The organism is Nocardia sp. N2S4-5 (assembly GCF_044628355.1).
Taxonomy (GTDB): domain Bacteria; phylum Actinomycetota; class Actinomycetes; order Mycobacteriales; family Mycobacteriaceae; genus Nocardia; species Nocardia wallacei_B.
In genome coordinates this window covers 2,423,826-2,437,237 of the sequence record NZ_JBIUPM010000001.1, presented here as the reverse complement: position 1 = coordinate 2,437,237, position 13,412 = coordinate 2,423,826, and the positions used below count along the sequence as shown (strand labels likewise).

At 70.9% G+C, this 13,412-nt stretch carries 8 protein-coding genes and 1 pseudogene; 6 read left to right on the top strand and 3 right to left on the bottom strand.

Features of this window, described 5'->3' with window-relative positions:
- Positions 1–13 precede the first annotated feature (13 nt).
- Positions 14–967, bottom strand: a complete 954-nt coding sequence (locus ACFMRZ_RS10750; RefSeq protein ID WP_400179002.1) for a PAC2 family protein — start codon at positions 965–967, stop codon at positions 14–16.
- Between the two features lie 281 nt (positions 968–1,248).
- Here ACFMRZ_RS10750 and ACFMRZ_RS10745 point away from each other — a divergent pair, with 281 nt between their 5' ends.
- The 3 genes from ACFMRZ_RS10745 (at position 1,249) to ACFMRZ_RS10735 (ending at position 4,433) form a co-directional block, all read left to right on the top strand.
- On the top strand, positions 1,249–1,977 hold the full coding sequence (locus tag ACFMRZ_RS10745) for a DUF5642 family protein (RefSeq protein WP_400179001.1): 729 nt from the start codon (positions 1,249–1,251) through the stop codon (positions 1,975–1,977).
- 71 nt (positions 1,978–2,048) lie between these two features.
- The gene (locus ACFMRZ_RS10740; protein ID WP_400179000.1) at positions 2,049–2,981 is read left to right on the top strand and encodes an aldo/keto reductase; all 933 of its coding nucleotides are present in this window, start codon (positions 2,049–2,051) and stop codon (positions 2,979–2,981) included.
- A 327-nt stretch (positions 2,982–3,308) separates the two neighbouring features.
- Entirely contained in the window at positions 3,309–4,433 is a 1,125-nt protein-coding gene (locus tag ACFMRZ_RS10735; RefSeq protein ID WP_400178999.1) for a DUF4192 domain-containing protein, read from the top strand.
- Positions 4,434–4,454: 21 nt separating this feature from the next.
- Here the strand turns inward: ACFMRZ_RS10735 and galE are convergent, their stop codons facing one another.
- Positions 4,455–5,435, bottom strand: coding sequence for a UDP-glucose 4-epimerase GalE (gene galE, locus ACFMRZ_RS10730; protein ID WP_400178998.1), 981 nt, complete (start codon positions 5,433–5,435; stop codon positions 4,455–4,457).
- Between the two features lie 3 nt (positions 5,436–5,438).
- Positions 5,439–6,125, bottom strand: coding sequence for a metal-dependent transcriptional regulator (locus tag ACFMRZ_RS10725; RefSeq protein ID WP_280276793.1), 687 nt, complete (start codon positions 6,123–6,125; stop codon positions 5,439–5,441).
- A 252-nt stretch (positions 6,126–6,377) separates the two neighbouring features.
- On the opposite strand from ACFMRZ_RS10725, the gene ACFMRZ_RS10720 reads away from it, so the two are divergent.
- The 3 genes and pseudogenes from ACFMRZ_RS10720 to ppc all read left to right on the top strand — a co-directional run bounded on the left by ACFMRZ_RS10720 (position 6,378) and on the right by ppc (position 13,292).
- Entirely contained in the window at positions 6,378–7,610 is a 1,233-nt protein-coding gene (locus tag ACFMRZ_RS10720; RefSeq protein WP_400178997.1) for an acetoin utilization protein AcuC, read from the top strand.
- Positions 7,603–10,292: pseudogene (locus ACFMRZ_RS10715) on the top strand (GNAT family N-acetyltransferase). The gene ACFMRZ_RS10720 and the pseudogene ACFMRZ_RS10715 overlap by 8 nt, the downstream one beginning before the upstream one ends.
- Before the next feature lie 213 nt (positions 10,293–10,505).
- Positions 10,506–13,292 carry a phosphoenolpyruvate carboxylase gene (gene ppc / locus ACFMRZ_RS10710; RefSeq protein ID WP_400178995.1) on the top strand — a complete coding sequence of 929 codons (2,787 nt, stop codon included), beginning with the start codon at positions 10,506–10,508 and terminating at the stop codon, positions 13,290–13,292.
- The last annotated feature ends 120 nt before the right edge of the window (positions 13,293–13,412 follow it).

Genomic DNA, 13,412 nt, shown 5'->3' with positions numbered 1-13,412 from the left:
GCAAACCGCGTACTTACCGCAGGTCGCCGCCCTCGGAACCGTCGCCGTCGCCGAGACCGGACTGCTCGGCCAGGAAACGCTCGAATTCGGCGCCCAGCTCGTCGCCGGTCGGGAGGTCGGCCTCGCGGGCGAGCAGGCTCGACTGGCGCTCCTGTGCGGTGACGAAGCTGTCGTACTGCCGCTCCAGCGCGTTCACCACCGTCTCGACCTCGGTGTTCCCGGCGATATGCTCGTTGACCTGTTCCCGCACCCGGGCCGCGGCCTCACTGAGCGCCGCCAGCGGCAGCTCCAGGTCGGCGTTCTCCGCGACGTTCTCCAGCAGCGTCTGTGCGGCCTCCGGATAGGCGGTCTGCGCCAAGTAGTGCGGCACGTGCACCGAGAATCCGATGGATTCGTGGCCGTGCTGCGCCATCCGGTACTCCAGCAGTGATGACGCGCTGCCCGGCACCTGCAACTCGCCCGGCCAGCGCTGATGCTCGCCGATCAGGTCCCGGTCGCTGGCGTGGGCGGTGACGCCCAGGGGCCGTGTGTGCGGGATGGCCATCGGGATGGCGGACAGGCCGATGGTGCGGCGCACGCCCAGCTGCTCGGCCAGCAAACGGGTGGCCGTGACGAATTTCTCCCACCGCAAATCCGGTTCCAACCCGGCCAGCAGCAGAAACGGGGTGCCCGCGGTGTCGCGCAGCGCCCACAGATTCAGCTCCGGGTCGGCGTAATCGGAGAAGTGATCGGTCTTGAACGTCATCAGCGGCCGCCGCGACCGGTAGTCGAGCAGTTCGTCCACGTCGAACGAGGCGACCAGCTCCGACTCCAGGCTCTCGCGTAGATGCGTGGTCGCCAGGCGTACCGCGTGACCGGCGTCGGTGAATCCCTCCAACCCGTGCACCAGCACCGGACCAGCGCCGTCGGCGGACGACAGCTGCGGAGCGGGGAACTCCAGCTCGTACATTCGCGACTCGTAGTCCATCGCGTACTCCTTCCTGCGTGGTCCGCCCGCATCCGGCGCGCCGGGGCGACCGTTCCCGACGTGAAATCCGTCGTCACGGGGTGTCGTCCGGGCTTGTCGTCACAACCGACGGCGGATGTGAGGTCGCGGACCACCTTCATTGTCTCTCATGTTCTTCGGAGGCCGCGCCGGGTGGGGGCACCACTGCCTCCAACAACCGGCCGGGGGCGGCTCGCATTCCCGCGCGGGCATCGCGGCGTGGCGGTTCCGGCGAACGGCGAGTGTTGGGCATAGTGAGTCGGGTGATCGTGCCGGACTCGCCTGGCCCGCGGCCGCGTCTCGAGGATTGTGCGGTCGCGCGCGCAGTGGGCGGCGTGCTGCTGGCGGGGCTGCTCGCGGGCTGCGGGTCGACGGTGGCGGGGCATCCGGAAGCACTGCGGCAGACCACCATTACCCGGCACGTCGGCACCGCCCTGCCGGCGCTGCTGCCCCGTCCGGACAGCTTCCCGGCGGGGTATACGGCCGTGGTGCTACCGGCCGACCAAGCCCGCAAGGCGGTCGGCGATGTGGTGGGCATACCCGCGGGCGCCCACGCCGATCCCGAGGACTGCGCTCCCGCGCCGCCGCGGTTCGGCGCCGATCGCACCGCGGTCGTGGTCGGTACGCACGGCGAGACCCGCGCCACACTCACGGTCGAACTGTCCCGCTCCGATCAGCCGCTGACCGCGCTGCGCGAGCAGTTGGGGCGCTGTCACGCCGTGCGCGTGCAGCGCGGGCCGCTCGCGAACGCCGTTGTCACCCAGCTGGATCCGGCTCCGGCCGTGGCCGCCGACGACGCGCTCGCGGTGCGCCGCACGGTGTCCGGGCCGATCGGCGGGCCGGGGCTCACCCAGTCGATGCGCACCCGGCTGGCGCAGATCGGCGACGTGCGCGTCAACGCGACCTATATGACGTTCGGGGACGGCGCACCCGATACGGCCGCGCTGGATCACGTGTTCGGCGTCGCGGTCGGGAACGTCGGGAAGGGCTGAGTGCGGTAGCTGTCGCGGCGTGATCGTGTCGGCCCGTGTACACGGCGCGCCGCGGGGGTACGTTCGTGATCATGGCCCCACTCGGTACGACCGATCTGGACGTATTCCCTCTCTGCCTCGGCGGCAACGTCTTCGGCTGGACCGCGGACCGGGACGGTTCGTTCGCGGTGCTGGACGCCTACGCCGAGGCCGGCGGGAACTTCGTCGACAGCGCCGACGTCTACTCGGCCTGGGCTCCCGGGAACAGCGGCGGCGAGTCCGAGACCGTCCTCGGCGCGTGGGTGGCCGCGCGCGGCAATCGCGACCGCGTCGTGCTCGCCACCAAGGGCGGGCGGCTGGCCCCGTTCGACGGGCTGTCCTCGAAGGCAATCCACGGCGCGGTCGAGGCGTCGCTGCGGCGGCTCGGCACCGAGTACATCGACCTGTATTACGCGCACTACGACGACCCGGAGACCCCGGTGGCCGAGATCGTCGCCGCCCACGACGCGCTGGTGCGCGCGGGCAAGGTGCGGTACGTGGCGGTGTCCAATATGAGTCCCGACCGCATCCGGGAGGCGCTGGCCGTGGCCGATCGGGAGGGTCTGGCCCGGTACGTGGCCGTGCAGCCGCACTACAACCTGATGGAGCGGACCGGCTTCGAACACGACGTGCTGCCGCTGGCCGAGGCCGAGAATCTCGCGACCGTGCCCTACTACGCGCTGGCCAAGGGCTTTCTGACCGGGAAGTACCGTCCGGGCGCGGAGGTGGACAGTCCACGCGCTCAGGGCGCCGCGGCCTATCTCGACGAGCGGGGCGCGCGGGTACTGACCGAGCTGGATCTCATCGCCGCCGCCCACGGTGTCTCGGTCGCCGCGGTCGCGCTGGCCTGGCTGGCCGCGCAGCCCACCGTCGCCGCTCCGATCGCGAGCGCCCGCACGCCGGAACAGCTGGCCGATCTGCTGCCGGTGGGGGAGTTGCGGTTGTCGGAGGAGGAGTTGGCCGCGCTGAACGCCGTGTCGGACTGACATCTCGGCACCGTCTTCCGCCCCGGTCTGCGAATGTGGTTGCCCGCGTGGACTATAGCAAGGACGGATGACAGAACGGCGTGTGCTCGGGCCTCGGCAGCCGTGTCCTCCACAGGCCGCGGGTTGTCCCCAGAGCGAATGAAAGCCCAGTTCGGCGCTCTGGAGGCGGGGCGGGGCCGGAGCACGCTGGGCCACATGACATCTCCCGCCGATCCCGCATCAGCAGGCAACGACTCCGCCTCCGGTGCCGAACGCCGCAGTTCCCCTCACCCGCCCCGAGGCCACTCCGGATCGGGCGCGAAGACTCCGTCTGCCGGGCCGGATGCCGTGACGGCACCGCTGTGGGAATGTCCACGGCTGCGGATAGACGAGGCGGGCGAGTTCGTCGCGGCCGTCCCCGCGCTTCTCGGATTCGTGCCGCGGCGGTCGCTGGTGGCGTGCCTGCTGCAGGAGGATCCCGATCGGCCCGGTGTGGTCCACCTCGGCGCACTGGCGCGGCACGATCTGGATGTGCCAGGCTGCGGGGCCTGGCTGCGGGTGGCCGGGCAATTGGCCGCGATCTGCGCGCAGGAGCGCGCGGCCGGTGTGCTCGCGCTGATCGTGGACGACCGCGCCGCCCCGCCGCTGGCCGGGCGGCCCGGTCCGCGCGCGGCACGGCATCGCGACCTGGTGCGCCTGCTCGCCGGTGCGCTGCACGCCGAGGACATCGAATTGGCCGACGCCTGGGCGGTGCGCGAGATCGCCGCCGAAAGTCCGTGGTGGAGCCTGCTCGATCCCGCCGGCACCGGAGTGCAGGCCGATCCGGCGGCGTCGCCGATCACCCTGGCGCACGTGCTCGACGGCCGCCCGATCCGGTCGTCACGGGAGGAGATGACCGCCGTCGTCGCGCTCGACCCGCAGTCCCGGGACGCGGTGGCCGAAGTACTCGGTGAGGTCAGCGGGACCGCGCGGGAGCGCTACCGGCAGGCGGTGTGCCGGTGCGAACCGGCCTCGTATACCCGTTCTGCCCTGGACCTGGTGCTGCGGCGGATCTCGGACATCGACGACCCCGACGGCGGGATCGGCCCGGCCGAGATCGCGGAAGTCGCTGTCGCCCTGCGGGACCGCGCGGTCCGCGACGCGACCTTCGCGCTCGCCCTGGGCGACCGGGCTCCCGCGGCCGAGGTGTTGTGGTCGATGGTGTGCCGGTCGCTGACCGGTCCGGACAGGGCCGAGGCGGCCACCCTCCTCGGATACAGCGCGTATGTCAACGGCGACGGTCCGTTCGCCGGGGTCGCGCTGGAGGCGGCGCTGGACGCCGACCCGCAACACGGTCTCGCGCAATTGCTCGACACCGCGCTGCGAACCGGCATGCGCCCGAGCGAGATACGCAAACTCGCCCTGTCCGGGCTGGCCAAGGCCGCCGAACTCGGCGTCGAACTCCCCGTCGACCCGTCCCGGTGCGGGCCGTGACAATGGTTGTGCGCCAGGGGATTACCGCGCGCTGTGGGCACGGTCGCCGAGGGCGCGCAGGAATTCCCAGGCGTCGGCGACGATTTCGTCGAGATCATTGTGCCGCGGCATCCAGCCCAGTTCGGCGATGGCGCGTTCGCTGGAGGCGATCAGCACGGCCGGATCACCCGGCCGGCGCGGGGAGTCCACCGCGGCGATCGGGCGTCCGGTGACCTGCTCGCACGCCGAGATCACCTGGCGGACCGAGAAACCGGTGCCACTGCCCAGATTGAAGATGCGGTGTTCGCCCGGCCGCGAATCGGCCAGCGCCAGCAGGTGCGCCTGTGCCAGATCGCGGATGTGGATGTAGTCGCGGATGGCGGTGCCGTCGGGGGTCGGGTAGTCGGTGCCGAACACCGAGATCGACTTCCGATGGCCCAGCGCCGTCTGCAACACGAGGGGGATGAGATGCGTTTCCACCACCCGGTTCTCGCCGAGCCCGCCGTAGGCGCCGGCGACATTGAAATAGCGCAGGCTGGTCGCGCCCAGCCCGTGCGCCACCGCATAGGAGGTGATGGCGTGATCGATGGCCAGCTTCGACGCCCCGTACGGGTTGGTCGGCCGGGTGGGCGAATCCTCGGTGATCGGCACCTGTTCCGGCTCGCCGTACACCGCCGCCGTGGAGGAGAACACCAGCCGCGGAGTTCCGGCGCGGCGTATCGCTTCCAGCAGGGCCAGCGTCTTCACCACGTTGCCGTGCCAGTACTTCTCCGGCTGCTGTACCGATTCGCCGACCAGCGACTGCGCGGCGAAATGCAGTACGCCGTCGAAGGATTCGGACTCGATCAGCTCCACGCCGACGGTCGCGATATCGCCGTCGACGAACTTCGCTCCACTGGGCACCCCGTCCGCGTTGCCGGTGGACAGATCGTCGACCACCACCACCTCGTGGCCGTCCTCGATCAGGACCTGCGCGCACACTCCGCCGACGTAGCCGGCGCCGCCGGTTACCAGAAGTTTCATGCCTCAGACCAGCCTTACCTGGACGGCGTGCGCCATCTCGTCGGACAGTTCGTAACCCTCGTGGCCCGGCACCGAGATGATCACCACACCCGGCTTGGTCTCTACCGTCACGCGCGCGTCGGGCACCACGCCGGCCTCGCGCAGCTGGCCGATGACATCGGGGTCGGTCTGGATGTGCTCGGACAGCCGCCGCACCACCACCGCCGACACCTGGCCCGCGGGCAGGTCCGAGAGCCGGATCAGCTTCTCCTCGTCGGAGGAGTTCGGGATGACGCCGAGTTCGTCCAGGCCGGGGATGGGGTTGCCGTAGGGGGAGGTGGTGGGGTTGTTGAGCACCTCGACGAGGCGGCGCTCGACGTCCTCGCTCATCACATGTTCCCAGCGACAGGCCTCGGCGTGCACGTTCTGCCAGTCCAGGCCGATCACGTCGACGAGGAGCCGCTCGGCGAGCCGGTGCTTGCGCATCACCGCGACGGCCATGGCACGGCCCTTGTCGGTGAGTTCCAGGTGCCGGTCACCCGCCACGGTCAGCAAACCGTCGCGCTCCATCCGAGCGACCGTCTGACTCACCGTCGGGCCGCTCTGCTCGAGGCGTTCGGCGATCCGCGCGCGCAGCGGTGTGACGCCTTCCTCCTCGAGGTCGTAGATGGTACGGAGATACATCTCCGTGGTGTCGACCAGATCCTTCACCTGTTACCCCTTCGTCGGCACGAATTCTACCTACGCGCGGCTGCGATCCCGCGCGTCAGCGTATTTCGCGGGTTCCGCGGCAACCCGGAGGGCTCCGGCGTGCCCTCGGTGCGCGCCCGCCGCGGCACACGTCCGCGCTGTCTTGCATTTCTACTGCATGACAACGACAAATTGGGTCCGCTGCTTCCCCGTGTTCGGCTCGGGCCCGCGACCGACCCGGACCGGGCCGGGGCGTGCATTAGCGTGGCAATCATGGCAAGCGACGCCACCGTGGTGTGGACCGACCGGTTCCTGGACTACAGCTGGACCCCGGCGCACCCCATGAAGCCCGCTCGCCTGCGCTTCACCATGGCCCTCGCCCACGGGCTCGGACTGCTGGAGGGCATCGAGACGCTGTCGCCCGATCCGGCGGCCGAGGCCGACCTGCTGCGCGTCCACGTGCCCGCCTACCTCGACGCCGTCCGCCGGGCCCGGCCGGTCCCGCCCGGCAGCGGGCCGCCGGTGTCGCCGCCGTTCGGGCTGGGGTCCGACGACAACCCGGTGTTCCCGCGCATGCACGAGGCGGCCTCGGTGATCGTCGGCGGCACCCTCGCGGCCGCGGGCGAGATCGCCGCGGGGCGCACCCGGCGGGCGGTGAGCATCGGCGGCGGCATGCACCACGCGATGCCGGACGCAGCGGCGGGGTTCTGCATCTACAACGATGTCGCCGTGGCCATCTCGTGGTTGCTGGACCACGGGTTCGACCGCATCGCCTATGTCGATGTCGACGTCCACCACGGCGATGGCGTGCAGCGAGTGTTCTACGGCGATCCACGGGTGCTGACCGTCTCGATCCACCAGCATCCGGCCACGCTGTGGCCCAACACCGGCTGGCCCGAGGAGTCCGGCGGCGGCGCCGCCGAGGGCACCGCGCTCAATCTGGCGATGCTGCCCGGCACCCGGGATTCCCAGTGGCTGCGCGGTTTTCACGCCGTCGTGCCGGGCGCGCTGGCGGCGTTCCGGCCGCAGATCCTGATCAGCCAGTGCGGTGTCGACACCCACCGCGAGGACCCACTGGCCGACCTGGACCTGACCGTCGACGGCCAGCGCGCGGCGTTCGCGGCCATGCGCGACCTCGCCGACCGGTATGCCGATGGCCGCTGGCTCGCCGTCGGCGGGGGCGGCTACGGGCTGATCCGCGTGGTGCCGCGGGCGTGGACGCATCTGCTCGCGACCGCCCTGGACCGGGACATCGACCCTGGCACCGAGATTCCGGACGACTGGCTGGAACAGGTGCGCGCCTACGCACCGGCCGTGCGGCCGCCGCACACCATGAGTGACGGCGGTGACACCGCCTTCGCGCGCTGGGACGGCCCGGGCGGCGCCCCCGAGACCGGCGACGCCCGGGTGGACCGCGCCCAGCGCGCCGTCGACACGGCCGTGCTGGCCACCCGCCGAGCGACATTCGGACTGCTGGGCCTGGACCCGGAGGATCCTCGTGACTGAACCCGACCGACCCGACACACCACGGGAACCGCCGCCTCCGCCGCAGCACTGGGTGGCCGACGTGCTCGCGGCCGACGGCGGCGTCGTGCGTCTGCGCCCGATCACCCCGGGCGACGCCGAGGCGTTGCAGCGGTTCCACTCCGGTCTCTCCGACCGCACGCGTTACCTGCGGTACTTCGGCCCGTACCCGCGCATGACGCCGAAGGACCTGTACCGCACGACCCACGTCGACTACCGCGATCGGGTCGGTCTGGTGGTCGAACTGGGCGAGACCATCATCGCGGTCGGGCGCTACGAACTGCTGTCGGATCGGGACGGGCCGCGCGCGGCCGAGGTGGCGTTCGTGGTGGCCGACGGCCATCAGGGCCGCGGGCTGGGCTCGATCCTGCTGGAGCACCTGGCCGGTGCGGCCGCCGAGAACGACATCGCGACCTTCGTCGCCGAGGTGCTGGCGGAGAACAACGCGATGGTGACGGTGTTCCGCGACGCGGGCTACCAGGTGCAGCGCAGCCGTGACGGTTCGGTGCTGCATCTGGAATTCGCGATCGATCCGACCGAGGCGCTGCTGTCGGTGCGGGATTCGCGCGAGCGGGCCTCCGAGGCGCGCAGCGTCGGCAATCTGCTCAGCCCGGGATCGGTGGCGGTCATCGGCGCCACTCCGTCCGCGGGGCGAGTCGGCGGCGCGGTGCTGGCGAATCTGCTGTCGGGGGTGTTCCAAGGGCCGGTGTACCCGGTTAATCCGAATCGCGGTTCGGTGCGCGGGGTGCGCGCTTACGCGACGGTGCGCGACATCCCCGACGAGGTCGACCTGGCCGTCGTGGCCGTGCCCGCCACCGAGATCCAGTCGGTCCTCGACGACTGTATGGCCAAGGGGGTCAAGGGCCTGGTCGTGCTCACCGCCGGATTCTCCGAGACCGGCCCGGCCGGATTCGCCGCGGAACGCGATCTGGTCGACGCGGTGCGCGGGCACGGCATGCGCGTCGTGGGCCCGAGCGCGCTGGGCATCGCCAACACCGATCCCGCGGTGTCGCTGAACGCCACGCTGGCCTCGGTGCTGCCCGGCCGCGGCCGGGTCGGGTTCTTCTGCCAGTCCGGCCCGCTGGGCGCGGCCATCCTGGGCGAGGCGGCCGCCCGCAAACTGGGCCTGTCGACCTTCGTCTCCGCCGGCAACCGCGCCGACGTCTCCGGCAACGACCTGCTGCAGTACTGGGATACCGACCCGGACACCGATGTGGTGCTGCTGTATCTGGAGACCTTCGGCAATCCGCGCAAATTCTCCCGGATCGCGCGGCGGGTGGCGCGCAGCAAACCCATCGTGGCCGTCAGCAGCGGCCGCAACGCCACTCGCACGGTCCCGGTCAGCGCGCTGGAACGCTCGGTGGAACGCGACCTGTTCGCCCAGGCGGGAATCGTGCAGGTGGACACCATCTCCGAACTGTTCGACTGCGCGATGCTGCTGGCCTACCAGCCGCTGCCGAGCGGTCCGCGGCTCGCGGTGATCGGCAACAGCGCCGCGCTGGGCTGGCTGGCGGTCGACGCGGCCCGCGGCGAGGGGCTGGCCGTGCGCGCCCCGACCGATCTGGGACCGCAGGCCGCGCCCGCCGATTTCCTGACGGCGGTGGCGGCGGCGATGGATTCGCCCGATACCGACGCGGTGATCGTGATCTTCGCCCCGCCGGTCCCGGTCTCGGTGACGGCCTACGCGGAGGCGATCCGCACCGGCGCGCAGACGGGCACGAAACCGGTGCTCACCACGTTCGTCGCCGATCACGGCATGCCGAATCTGCTCACGGTCCGGGGCGCGGGCGGCACCGTGGAGCACGGGTCGATCCCGTCGTATCCGGATCCCGAGCGGGCCGCGCGGGCACTGGCGCGGGTGCGCCGCTACGCCGACTGGCGCACCCGGCCTGCCTCGCTCATTGTGCGACCCGCCGACGTGGACACCGAACGCGCCCGGAATCTGGTGGGGGAGTGGATGTCCCGCGCGCCCGAGGGTCATTGGCTCGGCGACCTCGAGGCGGTCGACCTGCTGGCCTGCTACGGCATCCGGGTGGTCGAATTCCGCGAGGTGCGCGACGAGGACGGTGCCGAGCACGCGGCCGCGGAGCTGGGATATCCGGTGGCGGCGAAGGCGACCGGCGAGCTGTGGCGCAACCGCCCCGACCTGACCGGCGTGCGCCTGGACCTGTGGCGGCCCTCCGCGGTGCGGCGCGGCTACACCGACCTGGCCGAGGTCTCCGGCAACGAGGTGGTGCACATCCAGCGCATGGCGACCAAGGGCGTGGGGTGTGTCCTGCGGGTACAGGACGATCCGTCGTTCGGCTCGGTGATCAGCTTCGGCCTCTCGGGCACCATCATCGACCTACTCGGCGACCGGGTCTACCGCGCCCTCCCGCTCACCGAGGCCGAGTCGGTCGCCCTGATAGACGCGCCGCGTGCCGCCCCCCTGCTGGACGGACAGACCGGAGTCCCGGGCAAGACCATCGGCGAACCGGTCGACAAACCAGCCCTCGCCGAACTGGCCCAACGCATCTCAGCACTCTGCGACGACCACCCCGAAATCCGCGAACTCTCCGTAGAACCAATCCTCGCCTCCCCCGAGGCGCCGAAATCCTCTACGCCCGAGCCAGAATCGGCCCCGAACCCAGCCGCTTCGACATAGGCCCGCGCCGCCTGGCCTAACCCGCACCGAACCCCGCCCGCACTGAAACCAAGGGCGCCGACGCCGGCCGAATAGCTGCGAACAATGAGGACTCGCACGCTTGCGGAACTCGCGGGTCGGCACCGGCTATTGCGGGGCATACCGGTGATCGAGTCCACAGCGCGCGGCCCCCGCCATCCCGGCGTGACCGGTGCCACCCTGGTGCCCGGGCGCCGATGGTCGATACTGGCCCTATGCGCGAAGATCAGATCGAGGCTGCCACCGCGCCACTGCGGGACGACATCCGTTTCCTGGGTGCCGTCCTGGGCGAGACGATTCGCGACCACGAGGGGCCCGAGGTGTTCGACCTCATCGAACGGGTCCGGGTGGAGGCGTTCCGGGTGCGCCGGTCCGAAGTGGAGCGCAGTGCAGTCGCGGATATGTTGCGCGACACCGACATTCGCGTGGCCCTGCCATTGATCCGGGCCTTCAGTCACTTCCTCCTGCTGGCCAATCTGGCCGAAGACCTGCAGCGCGACCGCCGGCGCGCGGTGCACGTCGCGGCGGGGGAGCCGCCGCAGGAGTCCAGCCTCGCCGCCACCTACCGCAAGCTCGACGCCGCCCGGCCCGACGGCGACGCGGTGGCCGAGCTGCTGTCCGACGCGCTGATGTCGCCCGTGATCACCGCCCATCCCACCGAGACGCGCCGCCGCACGGTCTTCGATGTGCAGGCCCGCATCACCGAACTGATGCGCCGCCGCCAGCGCTACACCGCGGCGGAGCCGGAGTACGCCGAGATCGACACCCAGCTCCGCCGCCAGATCCTGCTGCTGTGGCGCACCGCCCTGATCCGGTTGGCGCGTCTGCGTATTCAGGACGAGATCGAGGTGGGCCTGCGCTACTACGACCTGACCCTGCTCGAGGTCATCCCGCGTATCAACGCCGAGGTCCGCGACGCGCTGCGCGCCCGCTGGCCCGGCCGCGACCTGCTCGGCCGCCCCATCTTGCGCCCGGGCTCCTGGATCGGCGGCGACCGCGACGGGAATCCCAACGTCACCGCCGAGGTGGTACACCGCGCTACCCATCGCGCGGGTGCTGTCGCGATCGGTCACTATTTGAAAGAGCTTGTGGGACTGGAGAAATCGCTGTCACAGTCGGCGCGTCTGGTGCCGATCACCCCCGAGCTGGCGGAACTGACCGACGCCGGTTTCGACGATTCCCCGCAGCGCGCCGACGAACCGTACCGGCGGGCGCTGCGCGGCATCCGGGCGCGGCTGACGGCCACCGCGCTCCGGGCGCTGGGCGAGGTACCGGGCGAAGGCGTCGGTCCGGTGGACGACCGGGCCGCGCAACGCACAGCCCGTCCCTACACCCTCCCACAGGAACTGCTCGACGACCTGAACACCGTCGACGCCTCGATGCGAGCCTCCGGCGACGGGCTGCTCGCCGACGACCGCCTCGCCGGATTACGCGGCGCGGTCGAGACTTTCGGCTTCCACCTCCAGGGCCTGGACATGCGCCAGAACTCCGAGGTGCACGAACAGGTGGTCGCGGAACTGCTCGCCTGGGCGGGAGTGCATCCGGACTACGCGAGCCTGCCCGAGCCGCAGCGCGTCGAACTGCTGGCCGCGGAACTGAGCACCCGCCGCCCGCTCCTCGGACCGACGGCACGACTCAGCGAGCTGGCCGCAAAGGAACTCGGCGTCCTGCGCGCGGCGAAAGCGGCCCTCGACGATCTCGGTCCCGACACCGTGCCCAATTCGATCATCAGCATGTGCACCTCGGTCAGCGACGTACTGGAGGCCGCGCTGCTGCTGAAGGAAGCCGGCATCCTCGACCCGGGCGACGCGGACGCTCCGCCGACCAGCCCGACCGGCGTGGTGCCGCTGTTCGAAACCATCGACGACCTGCGGCAGGGCGCCGACACCCTGGTCGCCGCGCTGGAGGTGCCGGCCTACCACCGGCTGGTCGCGGCGCGCGGCATGCAGCAGGAGGTCATGCTCGGATACTCCGATTCCAACAAGGACGGCGGCTACCTCGCCGCCAACTGGGCGCTGTACCGCGCCGAACTCGATCTGGTGGAGGCGGCGCGCAAGACCGGTATCCGGTTGCGGCTGTTCCACGGTCGCGGCGGCACGGTCGGTCGCGGCGGTGGCCGCAGTTACGACGCCATCCTCGCCCAACCGGCCGGCGCCGTGCGGGGCTCGCTGCGCCTCACCGAGCAGGGCGAGGTGATCTCCACCAAGTACGCCGAGCGCGGCACCGCGCATCGCAACCTGGAGGCCCTGGTCGCGGGCACACTGGAATCCACGCTGCTGGACGTCGAGGGCTTGGGCGCGGACGCCGAACCGGCCTACGACCTGTTCGACGAGCTGGCCGAGCTGGCGCGGCAGGCGTACGCCCGGCTGGTGCACGACACACCCGGTTTCGTCGACTATTTCCGCGCGTCCACCCCGATCGCCGAGGTGGCCGACCTCAATCTGGGCAGTCGCCCCGCCTCCAGAAAGCCGACCAGTTCGGTCAGTGACCTGCGCGCGATCCCGTGGGTGATGGCCTGGAGTCAGTCGCGAGTGATGCTGCCCGGCTGGTACGGCACGGGTTCGGCGATCGAGCAGTGGGTGGGCGACGACCCGCAGCGCCTCGCCACGCTGTCCGACCTGTATCGGCGGTGGCCGTTCTTCCGCACGGTGATGTCGAACCTGGCGCAGGTGATGGCCAAGGCCGACCTGGACATCGCCGCCCGCTACGCAGAGCTGGTGGAGGATACGGCGTTGCGCGCCACCATCTTCGGCATGATCCGCGACGAATTCGACCGCACCGCCCGCATGCATGCCGCCGTCACCGGCAGCGATCAGCTGCTCGCCGACAATCCCGCTTTGGCCGAGTCGATCCGAAACCGCTTCCCCTATCTGGAACCGCTGAACCAGATGCAGGTCGAGCTGCTACGGCGTCGCCGCGCGGGCGACGACTCGGAACTGGTGGAACGCGGCATCCTGCTCACCATGAACGGCCTGGCCACGGCGCTGCGGAACTCGGGATAGACCAAATCCACTGAGTAAGCGCCGACCGGTTCGCGCTGTGCCCGGAGGGGACGGGCCGCGCGGCCGCCGGTCGGCGCTCGTGATGATCACCAACCCACGTGATCATCGCGGGGGTGCTGG